A 23,840-nucleotide genomic window follows, 5' to 3' on the forward strand; every position below is an offset into this window, starting at 1 on the left:
ACGGGTAACCGAAGATGTACGGGGAGGGAAATCCGCGTGGCATGATCGTTTTTGCAGGGCTTGACCCAATGATGATCGGCATCACGCCGGATCGGCGAATTCTCGGGACACGCACCGGTGCGAGCAGAGATGGTTTACGGAGAGCCCACCCGATACCATTTCCGGGCAGCGCGAGATGGCGCTGTCACCGGCGCCGGGACAACACGATTTCGACGGGCTTTCCGTGCCCGGTCAGTCGTCGCGGTGCGCGGTGTCCAATCCGAACGCCGGCAGGCACACCGCCACGTACTCGGCGCCGTCGGCGCCGGGCGAGCTGTAGCGCACCCACTCCCCTGCCGCGGTGTGCACCGCCTGCCCCGCCGCCACGGTGAGCTCGCCGCTCTCGTGCTCCACGCGCAGCGCACCCCGCAGCACGAGGGTGTACTCGTCGAACTCGGGACGCTGACCCGGCTCCGACCAGCCCGAGGGACTGCGCATGTGCGCCACCGACAGCCGTCCGTCGCCGGTGTTGACCTGCCCGACGTACTCGTCGATGGTCTTGGGCGGCTCGCCGGCCGCGGTCACCCGCGTCGGGCTCTCGATCAGTCTCGGCACCGCACGATCATTCCAGCCGTGGGTACGGTCGGGACGTTCGGGAAGGTGCGTGGGAGGGGACGCCGTGGTCGATCCCGGTGGCCACCGCTACGAGTCGGTGGTGGACAAGCAGATCCGGCTCGCTCAGGAGCGGGGTGACTTCGACAACCTGCCGGGGAAGGGCAAACCGCTGCCGGGCCTCGACGCCCCGCACGACGAGATGTGGTGGGTGAAGAGCTACCTGCGGCGCGAAGGCCTGTCGAACGACGCGCTGCTGCCACCGTCCATCCAGCTGCGCAAGGAGGTCGACCGGCTGCCCGGAACGCTGCGCGAACTGCCCACCGAGCAGGCCGTACGGGACGCGGTGGCGGAGCTCAACATGCGCATCGTCGACTTCCTGCGTGCGCCGTCGGGGCCGCGCGTACGCATCGGGCCAGTCAACGCCGACGACGCGGTGAGCCGGTGGCGCACCGAACGGACGGCGCCCGCTCCCGCCGTCGACCCCGCGGCCGCGGCCCCCGAGCCACAGCCGCGGCCGACGACACCCTGGTGGCGCCGCCTCCTGCGGCGAGGCTGACGGCTACCGCAGATCCGGTTCGGCGAGCACGGCAGGCCGGGCGGTGCTGGTCAGTGCCACACCCACCAGGATCAGCGCACCGCCGAACGCCTGCCCCGCGGTGGGCACCTGGCCCAGCAGCAGCCAGGACGCGACAGCCGAGGCCACCACCTCCAGCAACGCCACCAGCGACCCCCGGGCGGCGCCGATCCGGGCGATCGCGGCCAGCCCGGTGAGGTAGGCGACCACGGAGGAGACGCCGATGAGCAACGCGGCGGCGACCGGCCATCCGACGTCCACACCGGCGAGCAGCACGCCCGCGGCGGCGGTGTCGACCACGACCGGCAGCACACCGGCGGCCCCGAGCAACCCGACCACGACGGCACCGACCGTCATCCCGACCCCCGCGAGCACCAGCGGCGGTGTCGCGCTGCCGGCGCGGTCGGCCATCAGGAAGTACGCGGCCTGGCACACCGCGGCGGCGAAACCCCAGGCGAGCCCCTCCCAGCGCAGCCCGATCCCGGACCACACCTGCACCACCATCGACAGCCCGACCAGGGCGACACCGGCCCCCAGCACCGTGCGCGGACCCGGCGGTTGCCCGCGCACCAGCCACACCCAGCCGATCACGAGGATCGGACCGAGGTACTCCAGCAGCAGCGCGACGGTGACCGGCAGGTACTGCAGGGCGTTGAAGAACGCCACCTGCACGCCCGCCATGGCGAGCAGCCCGTAGAGCAGGAGCGCCGGCCCGTCGGCGCGGATCGCGGCCAGCACACCGGGGCGGGCGACCGCCAGGATCAGCAGGAGGATCACGGCCGCCCCGCCCAGCCGCACGAGCACCGCGCCACTGGCGGACCACCCGGCGTCGGTCAGCGCCTTCGCGAACGGCCCGGACAGCCCGAACGCGGCGGCCGAGGCCAGCGCGAGTGCGAGACCGGCCCGGGTGCCGTCGCGACGGGCGAGTAGGCCGGCGCTCAGTCCTCGGCTCCGGTCTCCGCCACGAGACCGGCCGCGGCGATGCCCGCCAGGGCCGCGGCCTCGTCGTTGAGCGACAGGTCGCCCGTGACGCCGACGGCGCCGAGCAGCCTGCCGTCGCCGTCCCGGATGAAGACGCCGCCGGGGACCGACAGGATCCGGCCGCCGGCCAGCGTGGCCACCGAGGTGAAGAACTCCGGTGAGTCAGCGGCCCGCGCGGCGATCGCGCGGTTCGTCATGCCCAGCCCGAGCACCCCCCACGCCTTGGCGACGGCGATGTCCGGGCGCAGGTGACCCGAGCCGTCCTGGCGGCCCAGCGCGACAAGGGCACCGCCGGGATCGAGCACGGCGACCGTGAGCGGGTTGAACCCCTGCTCCGTCCCGTGCTCCAGCGCGGCGCGCACGATGGTCTGGGCCTGCTCGAGCGTGATGGTCACGAGTTCCTCCGGGTCGACGGCTATCGGACCTGATCCTGCCTCAGGACACCCGGGTCAGTCGCAGGACGGGGATCGTCCGGGTGGTCTTCCGCTGGTACTCCCCGAAATTGGGGCGCTCGGCGGCCACCCGCGCGAAGAACTCGTCGCGCTCCGCCCCGACCACCTCCTCCGCGTGCACCGGGAAGGTCTCGGTACCGACCTCGACGGTGAACGTCGGGTTGGCCTTCACGTTGTGGTACCAGTCCGGGTTGGTCGGCGCCCCGGCCTTGGACGCGATGATCAGGATGCTCCCGTCGTCCTGCGGGAAGCTGGCCAGCGGCGAGACCCGCTCGATGCCCGACCTCGCGCCGATGTGATGGATCAGGATCGTCGGGTAGCCGTCGGCCTCGGCCACCCGGCCCTCATTGGCGCGGAACTCCTCGATGATGCGCGCGTTCCACTCGTCCCACTCGCTCATGCCTCTCCTCGCAGCTTCAGCGCTGCGGCCACGATGGTCCGGGTCTGGTCCCTGCCTCAGGACACCCGCGTCAGCCGCAGCACGGGGATCGTCCGGGTGGTCTTCCGCTCGTAGTCACCGAATCCGGGCCGCTCCGCGACCACCCGTGCCCAGATCTCGTCGCGCTCCGGTCCGGTCACCTCCTCCGCCAGCACCGCGAAGGTCTCCGTGCCCACCTCGACGTCGAACTTCGGGTTGGCCTTCAGGTTGTGGTACCAGTCCGGGTTGGTCGGCGCCCCGCCCTTGGACGCGATGATCACCAGGCTCCCGTCGTCCTGCGGGAAGTACACCAGCGGCGCCACGCGCACGGTGCCCGACTTGGCGCCGATGTGGTGGATCAGGATCATGTGCGCGCCCTCGAAGAAGCCACCCGCTCGCCCGTCGTTGGCCCGGAACTCCTCGATGATCTTCTGGTTCCGGTCGTCCCACTCGCTCATTTTTCTCCTCGCAGCACAGCGTCAGAAGAGCAGCACCCAGACCGCGGTGATCACAGCCCCACCTGCCACCAACCAGAAGAGACCGGCCCACATTCCGCCCGGGACGTGGGTGAGGCCGGCGAGCATGTCGGCGTCGGAGCTGGCGTGCAGGCCCCGGCGCCGGCCCCGTTGCAGCTCCCGCACCGCACGCAGGCCGCCGAACAGAAGGAACCAGCACAGCGCGGCCGCGAAGCCGTCCTGCAGGCGTGGTGTGCCCCACCCGGCGACCGCCGTCACGAGCGCGCCGGTGGCCAGCACGGCCACCGCCCCGTAGAGGTTCCGGATGTGGATCAGCGTGGCGACGAGCAGGCCGAGCGCGATCCAGAGCATCAACGACGCGCGGTCGGCGGCCACCAGCGCGGCGCCGCCGAGACCCAGGAGCGACGGCGCCGGATAGCCGCCGAGGAACGTGAACACCAGGCCGGGGCCACGGCGGGCGCCGGTGGAGACCGTCAGCCCCGACGTGTCGGGGTGCAGCCGGATGCCCGTCAGGCCGCGCCCGGCCAGCACGGCGACGAGCGCGTGGCCACCCTCGTGGGCGATCGTCACCACGATCCGCGTCCAGCGCCAGGACACCTGCCACACCACGGCGACGAACGCGAGTGCGGCCGCCAGGAGCACGCCGGGCCGGTCGGCGACCAGCGCGCCGAGGGTGTCGATGACGGTTTGCACCACTGCGCCCGCGCCGTCCCCCACGGCACGAGTCTCGCACTGACGCTGCGGCCGCCTCGGCTGCGGGCCGGAAACGGTGTTGACCCTCCAGCCGCTGGAGACCAGAGGATGAGCCCATGACCGAGACGACCCTGCTGACGATCGGACAGCTCGCCCGCCGGTCGGGCGTACCGGTTCGCACGATCCGGTTCTGGTCCGACGAGGGCGTGCTGCCCGAGACCGAACGCTCGACCGGGAACTACCGCCGCTACGACGCCCGTGCCGTGGCCCGGCTCGACCTCGTGCGCACGCTGCGCGAGCTCGGCCTCGGCCTCGACGACGTGCGCCTCGTGCTGGAGCGCAGGCGCAGCGTCGAGGACGTCGCCGCGGCGCACGTGCAGGCCATCGACAGCCAGATCCGCACCCTGCGGACGCAGCGCGCGGTGTGCACGCTGCTCGCCCGTGGGGCACCCTCCGCCAGAAAGGCAGCCCTGATGAACGACCTCGCCCGACTCTCCGCCACCGAACGCCAGCAGCTGATCGACGAGTTCGTCGACAGCGCCTTCGCGGGCACCGATCCCGACGCCCCCGGCGCGGGGATCGCCGGCGCCATGCGCACGATGCCCGCCGAGCTACCCGACGAGCCCACCACCGAGCAGGTCGAGGCCTGGGTGGAGCTCGCCGAGCTCGTCACGGACCCGTCGTTCCGCGCGCGGACGCGGGAGATGGCCGTCGCCGGATCCGAACCGGGCGCTGCCGAACCGCTGGTTGATCCGGCGGCCGTCATCGAGCACGCGGGCGCGGCGGTCACGGCCGGCGTCGCACCGGGATCGGCGGAAGGGCAGGCCGTCCTGCACCGCCTCATCTCGCCGGAGCTCGACCCGGCCGGCCGGGACGAGCTCGCCGCCGCGACCGCCACCTTCACCGACCGCAGGGTGGAGCGGTACTGGCAGCTCCTCGGGATCCTCAACGGCTGGGAGCCCAGGCCGCCCTCGGTGCCGGCGTTCGAGTGGCTGATCGACGCCCTCCGCGCCCACCCCTGACCGCCCTCCCACCCCACCCCGCGAGTCGCCCGTTTCGCGCCCGCGAGTCGCCCGTTCCCACCCCGCGAGTCGCCCGTCCCGCCCGCGCGAGTCGCCCGAATTCCGTCGGCGAGCCGCGGCTTCCCGTGCAGGCTCGGGCTCTGCCGTCACATGGACACATGTCGCTGTGCAGGGCGGCCCGCCGACCGCGACATGTGTCCATGTCGCCGACCCGTCGGGTTCTGGAGGGGTTCTGCTGCCTGTGCGGCGCACGGGAATCGGGCGACTCGCGGGCGCGAAACGGGCGACTCGCGGGGGTTGGGCGGGGGTGGGGGTCAGTCCTTGCGGCCCGTGAGGGCCAGGCCGGCTCCCATCACGATCATCATGGCGCCGCCGATCCCGCCCACGTACCGCAGGCGGGTGGGGGAGGTGGCGAGCCAGGTGCGGGCGGTGCCGGCGGCCATCCCCCACACAGTGTCGAACGTGGCGGCGATGACGGCGAACATGAGGCCGAGTACGAGCATCTGGGTGGTCGGGCTGCCGGCGCCGGTGTCGACGAACTGGGGCAGCACCGCGGCGAAGAAGACCAGCACCTTGGGATTGGTGACGCCGACCACCAGGGCCTGCCAGAACAGCCGTCGGTCGACGGGGCCGGCGGGAGCGGCGAGGGCGGCGGAGAGGGACCCGCGGGACCGGATCGTCTGGATCCCGAGGTGGACGAGGTAGGCAGCGCCCAGCAGCTTGAGCACGGTGAACACCTCGGCGGACTCCGCTGCGACCGCACCGAACCCGAGCGCCACCGCGACGACGACGAGTGCCGCCCCGATCGTGTTGCCCGCGACGCTGGTGACGGCGGCTCGACGGCCGTGGGCGAGCGCCCGCCCGACGATGAACAGCACGCTCGGGCCGGGGATGATCACCAGCACGATCCCGGCCAGTGCGAAGGCGAGGAGGGTCTCGACGGAGGGCATGGCCGGCACGCTAGCCCGCCCGTCGACGTCGGAGCACGGGACTTTCGCAGCGCCTACCAGCCGTAGAACACGCGCTCGACGACGGCGCGGGTGCGCCGCCCGGTGCGCCGGTAGTCGTCGAGGAAGACGCCGGGGTCGCCGTCGGGCGGGTAGCCCATGGCGACGGCGACGGCGGCGAGCTCCCGGCCCGACCGCGGCAGCTGGTCGCCGGGCTTGCCCTTCACCAGCATGACGGCGTTGCGCGCCCGCGTCGCCATCGTCCAGCCCGCGGTGAGCTCCGCGGCGTCCTCGGCGGTGAGCAGCCCGGCCTCGCTCGCCTCCTGCAGGCCCTCCAGGGTGGAGGTGGTCCGCAGCTCCGGGATGTCGCCCGCGTGCTGCAGCTGCAGCAGCTGCACGGTCCACTCGACGTCGGCGAGACCGCCGAGGCCGAGCTTGGTGTGGGTGGTGCGGTCCGCCCCGCGCGGCAGCCGTTCGGCGTCCACACGCGCCTTGATCCGGCGGATCTCGGTGACGGTGGCCGCGTCGATGCCGTCGGCGGGATAGCGGATCGGGTCCACCATCTCGAGGAACCGCCTGCCGAGGTCCGCGTCGCCCGCGACGGCGCTGGCCCGGAGCAGGGCCTGCGCCTCCCAGGCGTGCGACCAGCGGGAGTAGTACTCGCGGTAGGACCCGAGCGTCCGGACGAGCGCCCCGGAGCGGCCCTCCGGGCGCAGGTCCGCGTCGACGACGAGCGCCGGGTCGGGGCTCGGCGAGGCCAGGCGCCTGCGGACGGTCTCCGCAACGGTGGTGGCGTAGCGCACGGCGTCGTGGTCCGAGGCGCCGTCGACGGCCTCGCAGACGAACATCACGTCGGCGTCGCTGCTGTAGCCGAGCTCCATGCCGCCGAGGCGGCCCATCCCGATCACGGCGATGCGTGCGGGCGCGGGACCCTCGCTGATCGCGCGTTCCACCGAGTCCAGGGTGGCCTGCAGCACGGCGGCCCACACCGAGCTGAGCGCCGCGCACACCTCCACGGCCGGCAGCACGCCGAGCAGGTCGGCGCACGCCACGCGCAGCAGCTCGTGCCTGCGCATCGAGCGGGCGGTGGCGGCGGCGCCGTCCGGGTCCTTCTGACGGGCGACGGTGGCGCGCAGGGACGCGGCCACCTCGGCCGGGTCGCGGGCCAGCTCGTCGGCCTGCCCGGCGGTGGGCGCGGCGAGCAGCCGCAGCACCTCCGGGGCGCGGACCAGCAGGTCCGGGACCAGCGCCGACGTGCCGAGCAACCGCATCAGCCGCTGCGCGACCTGCCCCTCGTCACGCAGCAGCCGCAGATACCACGGCGTGGTGGCGAGCGCCTCGGACACGCGGCGGTAGGCGAGCAGCCCGCGGTCCGGGTCGGGGCTGCGGGCGAGTTCGTCGAGCAGCACCGGGAGCAGCGTCTGCTGGATGGAGGCGGCCCGGGACACGCCGGAGGTCAGCGCCCGCAGGTGCCCGAGCGCGCCCTCCGGGGATGCCCAGCCGAGCGCGCCGAGCCGGGCCGCGGCCGCGGCCTCCGACAGCCGCGCGGTGTCGGCGGACATCCGGGACACGGCCGACAGCAGCGGCCGGTAGAACAGCTTCTCGTGCAGCCTGCGGACCCGCCGCACGTTGCGCATCCACTCCGCCACGAGGACGCCGACGACGTCGCGGCGCCCGTCCGGACGCAGCCGCGCGGCGCGGGCCAGCCACCGCTGGGCGTCGGTGTCGTCCGAGGCCGGGAGGAGGTGGGTGCGCCGCATTCGCTGCAGCTGCAGCCGGTGCTCCAGCAGGCGCAGGAACCGGTAGGACGCCGCCAGGTTGGCACCGTCCTCCCGGCCGACGTACCCGCCGTCGGCGAGCGCGGCCAGTGCGTCCAGCGTGGAGGGTGAGCGGAGCGACTCGTCGGTGCGGCCGTGCACGAGCTGGAGCAGCTGCACGGCGAACTCGACATCGCGCAGGCCGCCGGGACCGAGCTTGATCTCGCGTTCGGCGTGGTCGGGCCGGATGTGCTCCTCGACGCGACGGCGCATGGCCTGCACATCGGCGACGAAGTCGTCGCGGGCGACGGCGTTCCACACCATCGGAGCCACCGCCTCGGCGTAGGCGGCGCCCAGCTCGGGGTCGCCCGCCACGGGCCGGGCCTTGAGCAACGCCTGGAACTCCCAGGTCTTCGCCCAGCGCTTGTAGTAGGACACGTGCCCGTCGAGCGTCCTCACCAGTGCGCCCTGGCGACCCTCGGGACGCAGGTTCGCGTCGACCTGGAAGCACGCCTCCCCGGCGATCCGCATGACGCGGCTCGCGAGGCGGGTGGTCGCCTGGTCGGCGGGCTCAGCGACGAACACCACGTCGACGTCGCTCACGTAGTTCAGCTCGTGGCCGCCGGTCTTGCCCATCGCGATGATGGCCAACCGGCCGGCCTGCTCGCCCGACGCGGCGTCGCCCGCCTCCCCGACGGCGACGGCCAGCGCCGCCTGCAGCGCCGCCGCGGCGAGGTCGGCGAGCTGCGCGGCGACGTCCTCCACGGGGAGGACCGGCAGCTCGGGCTCCCCCACGGCGCCGAGGTCGGCGGCCGCCAGCACGAGCAGCTCGTCGCGGTAGGCGGTGCGCAGGGCGCTGATCGCCTCGGCCCCCGAGAGGGTCGCGGCCGACCCACCCGGGGCGCCGGCGGGCGGCGCGGCCGGGTCGGCCCCCACCGCGCTGAGCAGCGTGGCGCACGGGTCGCCGCCATCGGGAGCGTCGCTCGCCAGCCGGTGCCACCGATCGGGATGGGTGACCAGGTGGTCGCCCAGCGCGGTGGAGCTGCCGAGCAGCGCGAGCAGCCGCCCGCGCAGACCGGCGTCGGAGCGCAGCGCGGCGTCGAGCGCGCTCCGGTCGGACGCGGACTGGACGAGCCGCTCGACGGTGCGCAGCGCCAGGTCGGGGTCGGGGCTGCGGGCCAGCGCCCACATGATCTCCGCCGCGCCGTCGGCCGGCTTGTCCCCGACCCACCAGCCGAGCTCCCCGAGCGTCGCCTCGGCCCACGGCTCGGTGAGCCCGAGGCGGGCGAGGGAGGTACCGGTACGCGTCACGGAGAACGATCCTGCCGCAGCGGGCACCACCTGTGGGGACCAGATGCGGTCCGATCGCGGGCGGCGACGCGACGCCGCACGTCACGCGGCGAAGCGCAGCTCCACGGTGTCGTGGAGCGGGCGGTAGCCGATGCGGGGGTAGAGCCGGTTGGTGATCGGGTTGGCGAGGTCGGTGAACAGGAGCACCCGCTGCGCGCCCTGGTCGAGCGCCCACCGGGACGCGGCCGCCGTCACCGCCGCGGCGTATCCGTGCCTGCGGTGCTCCGGCGGGGTGTAGACCGGCCCGATCCGCGACATCCCGGCCACCACCGGCCGCGCCGTGGCCTGCGCGATCGGCGCGCCGTCGACCTCCCACAGCAGCTCGCCCGTGCCCAGGCGGAGCGAGCCGAGCACGATCTCCCGGGGCGTCTCCGGGGACGTCCAGGCACCCCGGTCGTCCTCGGCGAACGCCCGGCGCCACCGGGCGAGCAGATCGACGTCACGCTCGTCGGCCCGTCGTGGACCGCCCGGGACCCCGACCGGTGCCACGAGCTCGTCCAGGACGAACAGCCGGGTGCGCTGCTCGGCATGTGCGCGGGCCCCGGTGCGGGTGACGTGCGCGGCGGCGAACGCCTCGGCCTCGGTGATCGGGCCCGCCGCACCGAGGGCCGGGCCGGCGGCGGCGAGCGCTTCCTCGACGGCCGCCGCATGCACCGGCGGGACGGCGGAGACGAGGACGGGGCGGCCGGGGGTCTGCAACGCGGCTCCCGCGACCTCCCCGGCCTCGTGCACGGTCAGCAGGGCTGCCGCGCGCCCGCCGCCCCGGCACAGCCCGTCGAGCACGGTGAGCTCGACGGTGTGCCGGACCGGGTCGGCGGCGAGCAACGGCCGGGCGAGCCGGGCGAACGTCTCGACGTCGTCGTGCAGAACGATCTCCATGCGCGCAGACCCTGCCGCGCCACCGCCCGGTGTCGCGACCGGTTTGCCGCCCCCGCGGGCGCGGGTCAGAGAACGGGCAGGTACGTGGCGAGCTCGTAGGGGGTGACCTGGCGCCGGTAGCCGTCCCACTCCGCCCGCTTGTTGCGCAGGAAGAAGTCGAACACGTGCTCGCCGAGGATCTCCGCCACGAGCTCGGAGTGCTCCATGGCCCCGAGCGCCTCCGTGAGGTTCTGGGGCAGCGACTCGTAGCCCATCGCCCGGCGCTCGGTCTCGGTGAGCGACCAGACGTCGTCCTCGGTGGGCGAGGGCAGCTCGTAGCCCTTCTGCACCCCCGTGAGCCCGGCACCGAGGATCACGGCGAAGGCGAGGTAGGGGTTGCAGGCGCTGTCGAGGGTGCGGATCTCCACCCGCCGGGTGGACGACTTGCCCGGCGAGTACATCGGCACCCGCACCAGCGCCGAGCGGTTCGCGTGGCCCCACGACACCGCGGTGGGCGCCTCGCCGCCGGTGATCAGGCGCTTGTAGGAGTTGACCCACTGGTTCGTGACCGCGCTCATCTCCCGCGCGTGGCGCAGCACGCCGGCCACGAACGCCTTGCCCGTCTCGGAGAGCTCGAAGGGGTTGTTCGGGTCGTGGAAGGCGTTGCGGTCGCCCTCGAACAGCGAGAAGTGCGTGTGCATGGCCGAACCGGCGTGCGCGGAGAAGGGCTTCGGCATGAAGGAGGCCTTCACGCCCTGCATGATCGCGACCTCCTTCACGACGTAGCGGAACGTCATGATGTTGTCGGCCATCGTGAGGGCGTCGGCGTAGCGGAGATCGATCTCCTGCTGGCCCGGGCCACCCTCGTGGTGGCTGAACTCCACGGAGATGCCCATCGACTCGAGCGTCTCGATCGCGTTGCGCCGGAAGTGCGGGGCGACGTCGTGGCTGGCCTGGTCGAAGTAGCCACCGTTGTCGGCAGGCGTGGGCGCCGAGCCGTCGTCGGGCAGGTCGCGCAGCAGGTAGAACTCGATCTCGGGGTGGACGTAGCAGGTGAAGCCGGCCTCGCCCGCCTTGCTGAGTGCGCGCCGGAGCACGTGCCGCGGGTCGGCCCACGACGGCGAGCCGTCGGGCATGGCGATGTCGCAGAACATCCGGGCCGAGTAGTGCTCGCCGGTCTGGCTCTCCCACGGCAGCACCTGGAAGGTGGACGGGTCCGGCCGGGCGACCATGTCCGACTCGTACACCCGCGCGAAGCCCTCGATCGCGGACCCGTCGAAGCCGATGCCTTCCGCGAAGGCGCCCTCCAGCTCCGCCGGGGCGACGGCCACCGACTTGAGATAACCGAGCACGTCGGTGAACCAGAGGCGGACGAAGCGGATGTCGCGTTCCTCGAGTGTGCGGAGCACGAACTCCTGCTGGCGGTCCATGGGCGCCGAGCCTAGGAAGGTCGCGTTACAGACATGTTTCCTCGCTGGTCAGTCGCTGCGACATCGGGAGAACGATCACCCTTCGGCACGGAAGGTTGCGCGCCTTTCCGCAGGCCGGCCCTCCGCCGGGCGCTCGACCCCGCTTCCTGGGTCGCCCTGTCGGAGAGACGTTCCTCCAGCCGGAGGTGGCGGAACTGGTAGACGGCTCCCACCTGTCGCAGCACCCCACGGCGGTGGGCGTCATCGAGGAAACGCAGGAGCCGGAACGGGGTGTGGCCCCGGACCGCAAGCCACAGGCGGGTGAGGACCGAGTACCCCCACGCCCGGGACAGGCCCGTCGCGAGACCGACCGCGAGCCCGAACATGATGCCGACCGCGACAGCGCTGGACGGGTTCGGCGCGCGCGGGAAGACCAGACCACCGACCACCGCACCGGCGAGCCCGTAGGCCACGCTTCCCGTGTTCCCCATCAGGAAACGGCCGAGCAGCGCCGCGGCCAGGCCGCCGGCGAGCACCAGTGCGAAGTCGAAGCGACCGCCCAGCACGTCGATGAACCGGACCTCACGGGTGAAGGCGTAGGCCATCCCGTAGAACAGGCCGAGCGACACCGTCAACGACAGGGAGAACCACAGGGCCGCGACCCGGTCGTTCCTCAGCACGCTGGCAGGGCTGGACACGCGCCTCGCGTCGACCGGGGTGTCCAGCCAGACGTGGACTCCCACGGCGAGACCGAAGACCACCGCGAGCAGGAGGACGAATCCGACCGACAGCGACCAGCCGAGTCCCAGGCTGACCGCCATCACGACACCGATCGCGAACCTGCTCAGGAATCTCCGCGTCGTGCCCCGGATCCGGAACTCGACGCGCTGGGGCCCGGGTCGGCGTCCGACCGCGTGTGCCAGGCACCCTGCCCCGGCGAACGCGAGACCGTAGATCAGCCCGATCACCGGGCCACCGGCGAGCCAGCCGGCCACGGCGAACAGCACAGCGGCGGGAAGGCTGAGGTAGAGGCTGCTGACCGGCCGGGGAACCGCCTTGTCGAGCTGCCACCAGGCCAGGTCCCCGGCCGGCAGCCGATGCGCGTGCCGGGCGAGGAAGGTGAGCCACCGCTCGGCCCTGACCGGGTCGTAGCTGCGTGCGGACGCCGGCCGGTCGTCCTGGCCGGGCGGTGCCGGCGCCTGCCGGTAGACGGCGGGCAGGTAGGCGTCGAGGAGGTGGCGCTCGACCGTGCCCCGGTCGGGGAAGCGGGTGGTGTCGCAGAGATCAGCAGGGTCAGAGGCGGGATGGGCGTAGGCCGTCCTGGCCAGGTCGACCATCAACGGGGTACCGAGTGCCTGCGCCAGCACCCCGGCCGGGTGGCGGCGCAGGTGATCCACGACGGGCTGCCAGCGCGTCTCGCCGAGCCGCCTGCGTGCGGTGAGGAAGGCGATGGCGTCGTCGACCCCGACCGGTTCGATCTCGACGACGGCGGCTCTGGCCAGCATCGAGCCCGCCTGGTTCACCGCGAGCTCGTAGTCGGTGCTTCGGCAGGTCACCACGACCGGGCGGCCACCCGCCACCGCCCGGTCGAGGGCGTCGATCGCCGCGGCGTGCAACGCCGGTGGCGTCTCGTCGAGGCCGTCGAGCACGGGGACGACCCGGCCCTCGAGAACCAGCCGGGTTGCGGCGTCCGGACCGTAGGCGGACCTGTTGGCCAGTGCGGGGTACTCCTCGACGAGCCTGCGGGCCAGCCACGCGTGCAGGTGCTCCTCGTGGGGGTTCCACGAGGCCAACGGCAGCAGCACCGGGATCGGGTCATCGGGCCGGAGCTCGGCGAGCAGCCCGAGGGTGAGCAGGATCGCCAGCACGGACTTGCCGGCCCCGGGCTCTCCCAGCACCACCAGCTGACGGGTGGGGAGCTTGCGGAACTGCTCGACCACGTCGTCGAGACCACCGCTCAGACCCAGGCAGTCGGGCCGGTCGCCGTCCGCTCCGGCACCCAGCACGGCGGAGGCCACCGCGGCCACCTGCCGTCCGGTGCTCGACCATCGGAGCGGGACCGGTTCGGGCCGGTTCAGCGATCGCATCTCGACCTCGACCGTCCACTGCCGGGAGATCGCCGACGCCAGCTCGCGGACCGCCCTGTCGAGCCGGTCGTCACGAACGGCGGCGACGGGCGCCGGCGCGTCGTCCACCGGGTCATGCCCTGCCTCGGCGGCCGGTGGACCGGGCGCCGCCCGGGGTGGCCGTGGCTCACCGGCGAGGATGCGTTCGTGGAGCTGGAGCACGTCGCGGCCGGGATCGATGCCGAGCTCCTCGACGAGCCGGATGCGCAGCTCGTGGAAGACCTGCAGCGCGTCGGCCTGCCGTCCGCACCGGTTCAGCGCGAGCATCAGCTGCGCGTGCAGCTTCTCGCGCAGCGGGTGCTCGGCGACGAGCTCCATCAGCTCGGCGGCGACCTCGCGGTGCTCCCCCAGCTCGAGCTGCCAGTCGACGCACTGCTCGACGGCACCGAGCCGCTGCTCGTTCAGCAGGGTGACCCTGTTGGTGAGCACGGAGATGTGGATGCCGTCGAGCACGGAGCCGCGCCACAGCCCCAGCCCCGCACGCGCCTCCCGCACCGCGTCCGCGAGCCTGCCCTCCGCGGCGAGACGGCGCGCCTCCGACAGCCCGCGGTGGAACCGCATCAGATCCAGCTGGTCCTCGGTGACGACGATCCGGTAGCCGGGCCCGTCGGTGACGATGACCCGGCTCCCGCCGCCCAGGCGCTCCCGGAGCACCGACACGCAGTTCTGCACCTGCTTGACGGCGGTTGCCGGCGGCTCGTCGTCCCAGACCGCCTCGACCAGCTTCGAGACCGGCACCACCGAGTTGGGCGCCAGCAGCAACGCCGCGACCACCCGTTGATGCCGGGTGCTCGGCAGGCTCACCCTGCCCCCGTCGCTCGTGACTTCGAGCGTTCCGAGCACGCGGAACTCCAACGCCATGCTTCTCCCCCGGCACGTCCTGCGCGAAATGCTACCGCCAGTAGCCGACCGGACACTGATCGCGTCGGACACCTACGGAAGGACAGCGTAGGGACGGCGAGATGACGGGGACTGTGACGTTCTGTCTGCGCCGTTCGCACGAATGGGGTATCGGTGCGGCGGATCGGTGATTGCCAGTCGTGGGGGGTTGTCAATCACCGTTCCGCCCGCGGTCAGCCGCGCCCCGTGATCAGCTCGCGCGGCAGACCGTGCCGGGCGGGGGCAGCGTGCCGTCGATCAGGTACTTCGTGACGGCGTCGTCGACGCAGGGCACACCCTGCAGGGCCACCGTGTGCTGCGTGCCCTCGTAGGTGAGCAGGCTCCCGTTCAACGCCTTCGCCAGGTCCACACCCGCCTGGTACGGAGTGGCCGGGTCCCCCGTCGTGGAGATGATGAGCGTCGGCGGCAGACCCTGCACCTGCGGGACGTGCGGCTGGCTCGTCGGCGGGACGGGCCAGAACGCGCACGGGTCGAGCGCCGCCACCACGCCGCGGCCGTCGTCCCGGAACGGGGCGGCCTCGTTCGCGCGCCGGATCAGGTCGGCCTGCTGGGCGCGGTCGGTGATCCGCTCCTCGTCCACGCAGCTGATGACGACGAACGCCTCGATGTCGTTGCCGTAGTGGCCGTCCGCGCCGCGACCGTTGTAGAGGTCGGCCAGCCGCAACAGGATCGTGCCGTCACCGGATGCGAGCAGGGACAGCCCACGGGACAGCGCCGGCCACAGCTGCGACAGGTAGAGCGCCTGGATCGTGCCCGTCACCGCGTCCGGATAGGACAGGGTGCGGGTGCCGTTCTCGGCCCGCGCGGGGGCGTCGATCAGCGGCCGGGTGAGCGCCTGGAAGGCCGCTGTGGCCTTGGCGGGGTCGGTGCCGAGCGGGCAGTCCGGTCGCTTCGCGCAGTCGGCCGCGTAGGCGTCGAAGGCCTGCTGGAAGCCCGCGTTCTGCTTCACGGTGCGATCAGCGGTGGTCTGGGTCGGGTCCAGGGCACCGTCGAGCACCAACGCCCGGACGTTCTGCGGGAACGCCTCGGCGTACGCCGAGCCGATGCGCGTGCCGTAGGAGTACCCGAGGTAGCTCAGCTTCTGGTCACCGAGCGCCGCACGGAGGATGTCGACGTCCCGGACGACGTCGCGGGTGCCCACGTTCGCCAGCACCGGGTCTCCCCCGGAACGTTGGGCACACCGCTGCGCGTACTGCCGGTTCTCCGACTCCGTCTGCTCCACGCCCGCAGGTGACGGGTCGACGTCCAGGTCGGCGCGTTCGGCCTCCCATTCGGCGTCGTCCAGGCAGTCGATCGTCGGCGTGCTCGCCCCGACGCCCCGCGGGTCGAACCCGACCAGGTCGAAGCGCTGGCTCAGCTGGCCCTGCCCGATCCGCCCCGACAGCGACGCAGCGGCGCTCGCCCCCGACGAACCGGGGCCACCGGGGTTGACCAGCAACGAGCCGATCCGCTGCCCGGTCGCCCGCTGGCGCAGGATCGCGAGCTGCGCGGTCGGACCGTCCGGAGCGGCGTAGTCGAGCGGCACCTCGAGACGGGCGCAGTCGAACTTCGGGTCCGAGAACGTCGGGCGGTCCGACTCGGACGTCGCGAAGTCGGCGCACGGCCCCCAGGAGAGTTTCTGCTCGTAGAAGCGGGACAGCTGCGTCGGGTCGGGGCCGCCCCGACCGGCTGCACCGGTCGTCGACTGGGTGCACGCCACCAGAAGCAGACCGGCGGAGCACAGGGCGGCGACCAATGTGGTCGATCTCATGCGGGCTGGCACCGCGACAGCATGCCAGCGCGGCGCCGTCGCGCATCTCCTGCCGCCCGACACCTCACCCGACCTCGCGCCACACCCGTGTGAACTCCATCCCAGACGTGCTGCTGCGACGCTGCGCGGTGTCAGGCTTCTCCCGTCAGCACCTGACGACCCGGGGACCCGCAACGGGCCTCGAGGGAGGACGGACAACGATGTCTCAGCATTTCGCCTCTGAGCAACCCACCACCCCGTCGACCGAGGTTCAACCTCCGTACCGCTCGGGACCGACCGCAGCCGGACCGGGCAGGCCCAAGCGCACCCGGATCCACCACCTGCGCGAGCTCAAGGAGCGCGGCGAGCGCTGGCCGATGCTCACCGCCTACGACATGTACTCCGCCGAGATCTTCGACGAGGCCGGCATCCCGGTACTGCTCGTCGGTGACTCGGCCGCCAACAACGTCTACGGCTACGACAACACGCTGCCCGTGACGGTCGACGAGCTGCTGCCGCTGGTGCGGGCCGTGGTGCGGGGCACGACGTCCGCACTCGTGGTGGCCGACCTGCCGTTCGGCAGCTACCAGATCGGCCCGGAGCAGGCCCTGACCACCTCCTTCCGCTTCATGAAGGAGGGCGGGGCGCACGCCGTCAAGCTCGAGGGCGGGGCGCGGTTCGCCCCGCAGGTCGAGGCGCTCGCCGGCGCCGGGATCCCGGTGATGGCCCACCTCGGGTTCACGCCGCAGAGCGAGCATGCACTCGGCGGGTTCCGGATCCAGGGCCGCGGGGACGCGGGCGAGCGGCTGGTCGAGGACGCACTGGCACTGCAGGCGGCCGGCGCGTTCTCCGTGGTGCTCGAGATGGTGCCCGCGGACGTCGCGAAGCGCGTGACGGCCGAGCTGGTGATCCCGACGATCGGCATCGGGGCCGGCCCGGACACCGACGCCCAGGTCCTCGTGTGGTCGGACATGGCCGGGATGAACCGCGGACGCAAGCCCCGGTTCGTCAAGCAGTACGCCGACCTGGGCGGAGTCCTGCTGGACGCCGCCCGGCGGTTCAGTGACGACGTGCGCGGCGGGGAGTACCCCGACGCCGCCCACTCGTACAGCTGAGACCTCCCGCACGGGCGCGGGGCCCCGCGGCCGCGCCCGTGCGGTGAGCCACCCCCGCGAGTCGCCCGTTCCCACCCCGCGAGTCGCCCGGATTCCGTGCGCGAGTCGCCCCGATCCCGTGCGCGAGTCGCCGGCGTGGCTGGTACCTGCCGCTCCGGGCTCCTCCGGATGGCCGAATCTCCCACGGGGTTTCGCCGGGGGCTTGACAGGAGCAGGCGCGTTTTCCGGCAATGGACGTGCACAGAAACCGGTCAGGCGGCGTTCACTGACAGGAAGGGTGCGGCCATGGCTGTCGACGAGGACAAGCTGAACGAGCTGCTCGGGACCTTCGTCACCGATGTCGGTGGGAGCTACCAGGCCCTCAGCGCCGTGATCGGCGACCGGCTGGGTCTGTACCGGTCGCTTCTCGCCGTGATGCCGGGCACTCCTGCCGAGGTCGCCGCCGAGGCCGGCGTCGGCGAGCGGTACATGCGCGAGTGGCTCCAGGGACAGGCCGCGGGCGGCTACGTCACCTACGACCCCGCCACCGGACGGTTCTCGCTCACCGAGGAGCAGGCGTTCGCGCTGGCATCACCGGACGGGATGCAGATCGCAGCGGCGTTCCTCATCCCGGTCGCGGTCGCCAAGAACATCGAACGGATCACCGAAGCGATGCGGACGAACGGCGGCTTCGCATGGCACGACCACGACCCGGCGCTGTTCGAGGGGACCGAGAGATTCTTCCGGCCCGGCTACGTCGCCAACCTGGTGTCCTCGTGGATTCCCGCGCTCGACGGGGTCGACGAGAAGCTTCGGGCCGGCGCGAAGGTCGCCGACGTCGGGTGCGGGCACGGTGCGTCGACGTTGCTGCTCGCCGAGTCGTACCCCAGATCGGAGATCACGGGTTTCGACTACCACCGCCCGTCGATCGAGCAGGCGCGCAGGCACATGGCCGAGGCGGGCCAGGGCGGCCGGGCGACGTTCGACGTGGCCACCGCCGCCGACTTTCCCGGCACCGACTACGACCTCGTCGCTGTCTTCGACGCGCTGCATGACATGCCCGATCCGCTGGGCGCGGCGACGCATATCCGCGAGTCGCTCAAGCCTGACGGGACCTTCCTGCTCGTCGAGCCGTTTGCCAACGACCGGGTCGAGGACAACCTCAACCCCGTCGGTCGCCTGTACTACGGGGCGTCCGCCGTCATCTGCGTCGCCCACTCGATGACGGAGGAACCGCGCACGGCACTCGGCGCGCAGGCTGGCGAGGCGCGGCTTGCCGAGATCCTTCGTGATGCCGGGTTCACCCGGATCCGGCGCGCTGCGGAGACACCGTTCAACCTCATCCTCGAGGCGAGGCCGTAGGTTGCCTCGCTTCGTGCGCGTCTCGCGCACGCGAAACGGGCGACTCGCGCATGCAAACCGGGCGACTCGCGGGGACGGGGCGGGCGACTCGCGCACGCGAAACGGGCGACTCGCGCATGCAAACCGGGCGACTCGCGGGGACGGGGCGGGCGACTCGCGCACGCGGAACGGGCGACTCGCGGGGGTCGGGGTCGGGGGCGGGGGTCAGGCGGGGTGGGGGGCGCGGCGGCGCACGCCCGCCACCGGTTCCCCGGCCTCGTACCTGGCGAGCATGGCCGTGGCGGGGCTCTCCCGGCGCGCCCAGCGCTCCCGCAACCGCTCCAGGCGAGCCAGGTCGCCGGCGCGGCCGGTGAGGGCGGCCCCCGCGGCGTCGAGGAGGGCACCGGTGCCGGCGTGCACCTCGTCGTCGCCGAGCCCGGCGACCGCGACGTGCTGGTGCATCGCGGCGTCCGGGGTGGTGCGCCGTCCGGGCAGCGTCTCGTCCAGGACGAGGCCGGTGAGCAGGCTGAGCAGCTCCCCGTAGAGGCCAGGGTCGGGGCAGGCGTCGAAGGCCTTGAACTCGATCCGCCCGACCTCGGCCGGGATCCGGGCCACCTGCGTGAGCGAGGGGTCGGCCTCCACCTGCTCGTCGTCCTCCCCCAGGAACACCAGCACCGCCGGACGCAGCCCGGTACGGATGGCGGTGCGGGCCGACAGGCCGCCCCACGGCGCCCCGTCGCGGAACGGCGAGGAGAACGACAGCGGCACCAGCCAGGGGCTGTAGTGGGTGAGCTTGCGCCCGATGTCGACGACGGCGGCGGGGTCGAGGTCGGCGCAGGAGAGGTTCAGGTCGGGCCCGTAGGTCGACATGTGCAGGTGGGCGGTGCGTTCCTCCGGCGAGTCGAGGCGGTGGCGCCGCTCCCACTCGTTGAGCGGGGGCTCGATGACGTACTCGGAGCGCAGCGGGTTGAAGCCGATCACGGTGCTGCGCAGCTGCGACGCGGCGAGGGCACCGTCGAGCGTGGCGACGTCCGCCGTGATGGCGTCGACGGCGCCGTCCACGGAGTCGTGGATGCGGGTGCGGATCTCGATGCCCTTGGGGTCGCAGCGCACCAGCCGGCCGTCGGTGTCGAACCGCTCGTAGCCCTCGACGTACCAGCGCTTGCGCTTGATCCCCTGGTCGCCGATGCGCAGATCGGGGTAGTCGTCCGGGTCCTCGGGGAGCGCGTCGATGACGACCTGCAGTTCGTCGAACGCGGTGTCGGTGTAGTCGGCGAAGCTGCCGTCGGTGTGAAGCAGCGCACACTCGTGCTCGATGCCGTAGCGGAAAACCCTGGTCGTCGGGCCTGTGGTGGGCTGCACCGATCGTCCTCCCCCGGATCTTGCGGATCCACATCTGGTGAAGATGAGGCTAGCCTTATCTGCAGGACGAGGAGCGGAGGTGGCGGTGAGCGGTGCGGACCCGCTGGCGGTGCTGCGTGATCGACGTTCGCGAGCCGCTCTGGCCGCGCCCGCCCCGCCACGCAGCGAGCTACAGGAGATCCTCACCGCGGCCTGCGCGGCCCCCGACCACGCTCGCCTGCGCCCCTGGCGGTTCATCGTCATCGAGGAGACGGCGCGCGAGGCGCTCGGCGACGCCTTCGCCGCGGCCCAGGCCGAGCGCGAACCGGACGCCACTCCCGCCGATCTGCGCCGCACCCGGACGAAGGCACTGCGTGCGCCGTTGATCGTCGTGGTGGTCGGGACGCCGCGCCCGCACCCGAAGGTTCCGGTCTGGGAGCAGCGAGCCTCTGCGGCGTGTGCCGCGTACGGCGTGGTGCTCGCCGCGCACGTCCGCGGGCACGGCGCGATGTGGCGCACCGGCTGGTACGGGGAGGCGCCGAAGGTGCGGGCCCACCTCGGGCTCGTCGACGGCGAGGAGGTGACGGGCTGGGTGTACCTGGGCACCCCGGTGGGGCCCGAACCGGCTCCTCGCCCGCCCGTCGACCCACCCATCACCTGGCTCGGTTAGCCGCCGCGGTCGGGGCGGCTCAGCTCACGGCGACGAACTCGATCCGACCCGTGGCGGGCTCGGCAGCCACCAACCGCACCCGCACCACGGCACCCGCTGTCAGCGCCCCCGTGCAGCGGGCCAGCACCGGTGGGTCGGGCAGGTAGATCTCACCGGGCTCGCCTTCCGCGCCACCCGGGCGCAGCGCCACGGCGTCGAACTCCTCCCCCAGGCACCCGGCGAGCAGGGCGGCCTCGGCGCGGTCGAGACAGGCCCGGTCGACCTTCGCCGCGAACGCGTCGGACTCCGCCATCACGTCCGGGAGCAGGGGCAGCGCCTCCCGCACCCACGCCGGCGGCTCCGCGCCCGCGGTCACCGCGAGGCAGAGCTCCGTGCAGAACCGGTCGGCCAGCCGCCGCAGCGGCGCCGTCACGTGGGCGTAAGGGGCTCCGATCCCACCGTGACCGGCGTCGTCGGGCGGCGGCACGCCGGCCTCCCGGTCGAAGGCCGCGTAACCCGCACCGCGCAGCAACGTGGTCGCGGCCCGGCGCACCGCCAGCGCGGCCGGGTCGTCGGCGGGCAGGCCGGCCAGTACCTCGGCCGCGGTCGCGCCCGGCGCCCACGCGAACCCCAGCTCCCGGGTCGCACGCCGGAACGTCTCGAGAGCCGGTGGCTCCGGCGCGGGCAGGGTGCGCAGCAGCCCGATCCCCGCGTCCAGCATGATCCGCCCGGCCGCCATTCCCGTGAGCAGCGAGATCTCCGCGTTCCACGCCTCGACGTCCAGCCGCCGCCGGGCCCGCAGCGTCCAGCCCCCCGCGCCGTCCGGCACGACCTCCTGCTCGGGCAGCTCCAGCTCGACGGCCCCGCGCCGCACCGCGTGGGCCCGCCGCAGCGGGCCGAGCTCGGGCAGCGCGGCCACGGCGGGGTGCACGCGGCCCGCGTCGACGTCGGCCTGCACACCGGCGTAGTTAAGCCGGGCCCGCGACCGGACGACGGCGCGACGGACGTCGACACTCACCGGCTCGGCCGTGTCGTCGAGGTCGATCGTCCACAGCACCGCGGCACGCGGGCCGTCCGGGAGCAGGCTCGCCGCCGCCTCGGACAGCACCGGGGGGTGCAGCGGCACCGACCCGTCGGGAAGGTAGATCGTCTGTCCCCGCCGGCGCGCCTCCTCGTCGAGGGCCCCACCCGGGACCACCACCCGGCCGAGGTCGGCGATCGCGTAGTGCACGCGGAAACCGTGGTCCCGCCGCACGACACCGAGCGCCTGGTCGAGATCCTTCGATCCGGGCGGGTCGATCGTCACCAGTTCCAGGTCGGTGGCGTCCACCCGGCCCGGCCCGTCGACGGGAGGGCGGTCCGCGGCCGCGGCCGCCTCGGCGAGGACCGCGGCCGGGAACCCGACCGGCAGCGCGAACTCCGCACGGACGGCGGCGAAGAGGGGCGAGGCGCGCAGCGGTCGCGTCGAGGACACGGGCACGCCCAGGAGCGTGCCACGCGACCTGCCCGGCCGCTGCCCGTCAGAGCCAGCGCGGCAGGGTGGGCGGCTTCCCGCCGTTCGAGCAGCGCAGCAGCCGTCCCCGGCTACGGCCGAGCAGCCACGCGATCAGCTCCGTGGCCGGGCCGGAGACGGTGATCGCGTCGGGCCGGTCGCGGGTGGTCCAGGTGCACTCCGGAGCCACCAGGTGCAGGCCTGGACACTCGTCCTTGTCCCCCATCGTCGCCGTCACCTCGGTGATCAGCTCGGCGAGCATCGGTGCCGGGAGGTCGGCGAACGACGCCCCGACGTCGAGGTCGACGGCGTGGATCCACATCTCCCGCGCCCGCAGCCAGGGGATGTCCGACGCGGGGAGCTCCCGGCCCCGCACGTCCTTCACGCGAGCCGACCAGGCCTCGCGCGGCATCTTCCGCACGACCTGGGCCAGCCGGTCCGACGAGGCGAGGACGTCCTCGCGGATCTCCGACGGCGGGCGGCGCGCGCCGGCGTCGATGTCGGCGTCGCGCTGTTCCGGGCTGGCGTAGGCCGGCGTGGGGACGCCGGTGCGCGCCCACGTCAGCAGGTTGATCAGCCCGTCGGCGTTGCGTGCGATGTGCGTGAGCACGTGCGCCCGGCTCCAGCCCGGCAGGGCCGACGGCGCCGCGAAGGCGTCGTCGCCCATCCGGGTCATCAGCCCGCGCAGGTGCGCTGCCCCGTCACCCGCCCACGCCAGGTTGTTGGTCAGCGCACGGTTGCCCGTGTCCGCGCTCATCACCTTGCTCATGACTTTTCGAGCCGACACGTGTTCCGGCACTCCCCGACCCCGGCGACGGTGGTGACGAGCTCGGCGCCGTCGGTGAGGTAGCGCGGCGGCTTACGGGCATGGCCCACGCCACCCGGGGTGCCGGTGGCGATCACGTCGCCGGGGTTGAGCGTGATGATCTCGGACAGGTAGACGACCAGGTCGACCGCGGAGAACACCAGTTCGTCCGTGGTGGAGCTCTGCAGCGTCTCGCCGTCGAGCACGGTGCTGACCGCGAGGCCGCCGTCGGGAACCTCGTCGGAGGTGACGAGCCACGGGCCCAGCGGCGTGGTCCGCTCGAACATCTTGCCCTGCAGGAACTGCGACGTGCGGTTCTGGTAGTCGCGCACGCTCACGTCGTTGAGCACGGTGTAGCCGGCGATCGCCGCCTCCGCCTGCTCCGGGGTGGCGTGCCGCACCGACCGGCCGATCACGATGGTCAGCTCGACCTCGTAGTCGATCTTCTCCGATACCCGGGGCAGCACGATGTCGTCGTACGCACCGACCAGCGACGGGGCGTACTTGGCGAACAGCGTGGGGTACTCGGGCATGTCGTGGCCCATCTCCCGCACGTGGTCGCGGTAGTTCAGCCCGACACAGATGATCTTCTCGGGGGACGGCACCAACGGTGCGTAGTCCAGGCCGTCGAGGGGGTGCGTCGGCCCGGCCGCGGCCGCCGCGTGGTCGGCCCAGTCGGGCCGTTCCAGCAGCGCACGCACGTCGGCGTCGCCCGTCTCCACGGCCGCATCCGCATCCACCCGGACCGCACGGTTCCCGGTGGCCGTCCGGATCGTCGCCAGCCTCATCGCGTCTCCTCACCAGTCGTCACGGTGCGAGTCTCGCCGAGCGC

General features: G+C 73.1%; 21 protein-coding genes. 5 read left to right on the forward strand and 16 right to left on the reverse strand.

Annotated features, from left to right (window positions below; all coding sequences use genetic code 11):
- Positions 1-231 precede the first annotated feature (231 nt).
- Positions 232-594 carry a cupin domain-containing protein gene (locus tag ACQPZA_RS24935; RefSeq protein WP_169399232.1) on the reverse strand — a complete coding sequence of 121 codons (363 nt, stop codon included), beginning with the start codon at positions 592-594 and terminating at the stop codon, positions 232-234.
- 49 nt (positions 595-643) lie between these two features.
- On the opposite strand from ACQPZA_RS24935, the gene ACQPZA_RS24940 reads away from it, so the two are divergent.
- On the forward strand, positions 644-1,150 hold the full coding sequence (locus ACQPZA_RS24940; RefSeq protein ID WP_433274256.1) for a DUF1992 domain-containing protein: 507 nt from the start codon (positions 644-646) through the stop codon (positions 1,148-1,150).
- 3 nt (positions 1,151-1,153) lie between these two features.
- Here ACQPZA_RS24940 and ACQPZA_RS24945 read toward each other — a convergent pair whose 3' ends face one another.
- From ACQPZA_RS24945 to ACQPZA_RS24965, 5 genes are read right to left on the reverse strand one after another with little or no spacing between them, the layout of a single operon-like run.
- The gene (locus ACQPZA_RS24945) at positions 1,154-2,110 is read right to left on the reverse strand and encodes an EamA family transporter (RefSeq protein ID WP_433282973.1); all 957 of its coding nucleotides are present in this window, start codon (positions 2,108-2,110) and stop codon (positions 1,154-1,156) included.
- A complete protein-coding gene (locus ACQPZA_RS24950) occupies positions 2,107-2,544 on the reverse strand; it encodes a GlcG/HbpS family heme-binding protein (RefSeq protein ID WP_433274258.1) in 438 nt (145 codons plus the stop codon). The genes ACQPZA_RS24945 and ACQPZA_RS24950 overlap by 4 nt, the downstream gene beginning before the upstream one ends.
- Before the next feature lie 40 nt (positions 2,545-2,584).
- Entirely contained in the window at positions 2,585-3,001 is a 417-nt protein-coding gene (locus tag ACQPZA_RS24955; RefSeq protein ID WP_433274260.1) for a nitroreductase/quinone reductase family protein, read from the reverse strand.
- Positions 3,002-3,057: 56 nt separating this feature from the next.
- Positions 3,058-3,477 (reverse strand): nitroreductase family deazaflavin-dependent oxidoreductase, encoded by a 420-nt coding sequence (locus ACQPZA_RS24960; protein WP_433274262.1) that lies wholly within the window; start codon positions 3,475-3,477, stop codon positions 3,058-3,060.
- Between the two features lie 21 nt (positions 3,478-3,498).
- On the reverse strand, positions 3,499-4,212 hold the full coding sequence (locus ACQPZA_RS24965) for a M50 family metallopeptidase (RefSeq protein WP_433274264.1): 714 nt from the start codon (positions 4,210-4,212) through the stop codon (positions 3,499-3,501).
- Positions 4,213-4,304: 92 nt separating this feature from the next.
- Here ACQPZA_RS24965 and ACQPZA_RS24970 point away from each other — a divergent pair, with 92 nt between their 5' ends.
- On the forward strand, positions 4,305-5,210 hold the full coding sequence (locus ACQPZA_RS24970) for a MerR family transcriptional regulator (protein ID WP_433274266.1): 906 nt from the start codon (positions 4,305-4,307) through the stop codon (positions 5,208-5,210).
- Positions 5,211-5,524: 314 nt separating this feature from the next.
- On the opposite strand, the gene ACQPZA_RS24975 is transcribed toward ACQPZA_RS24970, so the two are convergent.
- From ACQPZA_RS24975 to ACQPZA_RS25000, 6 genes are all read right to left on the reverse strand, one after another.
- On the reverse strand, positions 5,525-6,160 hold the full coding sequence (locus ACQPZA_RS24975) for a LysE family translocator (RefSeq protein WP_433274268.1): 636 nt from the start codon (positions 6,158-6,160) through the stop codon (positions 5,525-5,527).
- A 53-nt stretch (positions 6,161-6,213) separates the two neighbouring features.
- On the reverse strand, positions 6,214-9,225 hold the full coding sequence (locus tag ACQPZA_RS24980) for a bifunctional [glutamine synthetase] adenylyltransferase/[glutamine synthetase]-adenylyl-L-tyrosine phosphorylase (RefSeq protein ID WP_433274270.1): 3,012 nt from the start codon (positions 9,223-9,225) through the stop codon (positions 6,214-6,216).
- Positions 9,226-9,306: 81 nt separating this feature from the next.
- The gene (locus tag ACQPZA_RS24985) at positions 9,307-10,143 is read right to left on the reverse strand and encodes a GNAT family N-acetyltransferase (protein ID WP_433274272.1); all 837 of its coding nucleotides are present in this window, start codon (positions 10,141-10,143) and stop codon (positions 9,307-9,309) included.
- 65 nt (positions 10,144-10,208) lie between these two features.
- Complete coding sequence (glnA, locus tag ACQPZA_RS24990) at positions 10,209-11,552, reverse strand: type I glutamate--ammonia ligase (RefSeq protein WP_169399987.1); 1,344 nt, start codon at positions 11,550-11,552, stop codon at positions 10,209-10,211.
- An 11-nt stretch (positions 11,553-11,563) separates the two neighbouring features.
- Positions 11,564-14,518 carry a BTAD domain-containing putative transcriptional regulator gene (locus tag ACQPZA_RS24995; protein WP_433274275.1) on the reverse strand — a complete coding sequence of 985 codons (2,955 nt, stop codon included), beginning with the start codon at positions 14,516-14,518 and terminating at the stop codon, positions 11,564-11,566.
- 229 nt (positions 14,519-14,747) lie between these two features.
- Complete coding sequence (locus tag ACQPZA_RS25000; protein ID WP_433274277.1) at positions 14,748-16,307, reverse strand: alpha/beta hydrolase; 1,560 nt, start codon at positions 16,305-16,307, stop codon at positions 14,748-14,750.
- A 200-nt stretch (positions 16,308-16,507) separates the two neighbouring features.
- Here ACQPZA_RS25000 and panB point away from each other — a divergent pair, with 200 nt between their 5' ends.
- Together panB and ACQPZA_RS25010 are read left to right on the forward strand one after the other, a co-directional pair.
- Positions 16,508-17,401 (forward strand): 3-methyl-2-oxobutanoate hydroxymethyltransferase, encoded by an 894-nt coding sequence (gene panB, locus ACQPZA_RS25005; protein ID WP_433274279.1) that lies wholly within the window; start codon positions 16,508-16,510, stop codon positions 17,399-17,401.
- Positions 17,402-17,686: 285 nt separating this feature from the next.
- The gene (locus ACQPZA_RS25010; RefSeq protein ID WP_433274281.1) at positions 17,687-18,742 is read left to right on the forward strand and encodes a class I SAM-dependent methyltransferase; all 1,056 of its coding nucleotides are present in this window, start codon (positions 17,687-17,689) and stop codon (positions 18,740-18,742) included.
- 204 nt (positions 18,743-18,946) lie between these two features.
- On the opposite strand, the gene ACQPZA_RS25015 is transcribed toward ACQPZA_RS25010, so the two are convergent.
- Positions 18,947-20,083: a glutamate-cysteine ligase family protein gene (locus ACQPZA_RS25015; protein ID WP_433274283.1), complete on the reverse strand. Its 1,137-nt coding sequence runs from the start codon at positions 20,081-20,083 to the stop codon at positions 18,947-18,949.
- Between the two features lie 85 nt (positions 20,084-20,168).
- Here ACQPZA_RS25015 and ACQPZA_RS25020 point away from each other — a divergent pair, with 85 nt between their 5' ends.
- Positions 20,169-20,732: a nitroreductase family protein gene (locus ACQPZA_RS25020; RefSeq protein WP_211174377.1), complete on the forward strand. Its 564-nt coding sequence runs from the start codon at positions 20,169-20,171 to the stop codon at positions 20,730-20,732.
- A 19-nt stretch (positions 20,733-20,751) separates the two neighbouring features.
- On the opposite strand, the gene ACQPZA_RS25025 is transcribed toward ACQPZA_RS25020, so the two are convergent.
- From ACQPZA_RS25025 to ACQPZA_RS25035, 3 genes are read right to left on the reverse strand one after another with little or no spacing between them, the layout of a single operon-like run.
- The gene (locus ACQPZA_RS25025) at positions 20,752-22,191 is read right to left on the reverse strand and encodes an RNB domain-containing ribonuclease (RefSeq protein WP_433274285.1); all 1,440 of its coding nucleotides are present in this window, start codon (positions 22,189-22,191) and stop codon (positions 20,752-20,754) included.
- A gap of 40 nt (positions 22,192-22,231) precedes the next feature.
- Entirely contained in the window at positions 22,232-22,960 is a 729-nt protein-coding gene (locus tag ACQPZA_RS25030) for a maleylpyruvate isomerase family mycothiol-dependent enzyme (protein WP_433274287.1), read from the reverse strand.
- An 8-nt stretch (positions 22,961-22,968) separates the two neighbouring features.
- Positions 22,969-23,796: a fumarylacetoacetate hydrolase family protein gene (locus ACQPZA_RS25035; RefSeq protein ID WP_433274289.1), complete on the reverse strand. Its 828-nt coding sequence runs from the start codon at positions 23,794-23,796 to the stop codon at positions 22,969-22,971.
- Positions 23,797-23,840 lie beyond the last annotated feature (44 nt).

The organism is Pseudonocardia xinjiangensis (assembly GCF_050948425.1).
Classification (GTDB): Bacteria; Actinomycetota; Actinomycetes; order Mycobacteriales; family Pseudonocardiaceae; genus Pseudonocardia; species Pseudonocardia xinjiangensis.

Excerpts from the sequence above, each read along its gene's own strand:
- ACQPZA_RS25035 (WP_433274289.1), bottom strand. The coding sequence starts at position 23,796 with ATGAGGCTGGCGACGATCCGGACGGCCACCGGGAACCGTGCGGTCCGG.
- glnA (WP_169399987.1), bottom strand. The coding sequence starts at position 11,552 with ATGGACCGCCAGCAGGAGTTCGTGCTCCGCACACTCGAGGAACGCGAC.
- ACQPZA_RS24995 (WP_433274275.1), bottom strand. The coding sequence starts at position 14,518 with ATGGCGTTGGAGTTCCGCGTGCTCGGAACGCTCGAAGTCACGAGCGAC.
- ACQPZA_RS24975 (WP_433274268.1), bottom strand. The coding sequence starts at position 6,160 with ATGCCCTCCGTCGAGACCCTCCTCGCCTTCGCACTGGCCGGGATCGTG.
- ACQPZA_RS24985 (WP_433274272.1), bottom strand. The coding sequence starts at position 10,143 with ATGGAGATCGTTCTGCACGACGACGTCGAGACGTTCGCCCGGCTCGCC.
- ACQPZA_RS24955 (WP_433274260.1), bottom strand. The coding sequence starts at position 3,001 with ATGAGCGAGTGGGACGAGTGGAACGCGCGCATCATCGAGGAGTTCCGC.
- ACQPZA_RS25000 (WP_433274277.1), bottom strand. The coding sequence starts at position 16,307 with ATGAGATCGACCACATTGGTCGCCGCCCTGTGCTCCGCCGGTCTGCTT.
- ACQPZA_RS25010 (WP_433274281.1), top strand. The coding sequence starts at position 17,687 with ATGGCTGTCGACGAGGACAAGCTGAACGAGCTGCTCGGGACCTTCGTC.
- ACQPZA_RS25030 (WP_433274287.1), bottom strand. The coding sequence starts at position 22,960 with ATGAGCGCGGACACGGGCAACCGTGCGCTGACCAACAACCTGGCGTGG.
- panB (WP_433274279.1), top strand. The coding sequence starts at position 16,508 with ATGTCTCAGCATTTCGCCTCTGAGCAACCCACCACCCCGTCGACCGAG.
- ACQPZA_RS24960 (WP_433274262.1), bottom strand. The coding sequence starts at position 3,477 with ATGAGCGAGTGGGACGACCGGAACCAGAAGATCATCGAGGAGTTCCGG.
- ACQPZA_RS24970 (WP_433274266.1), top strand. The coding sequence starts at position 4,305 with ATGACCGAGACGACCCTGCTGACGATCGGACAGCTCGCCCGCCGGTCG.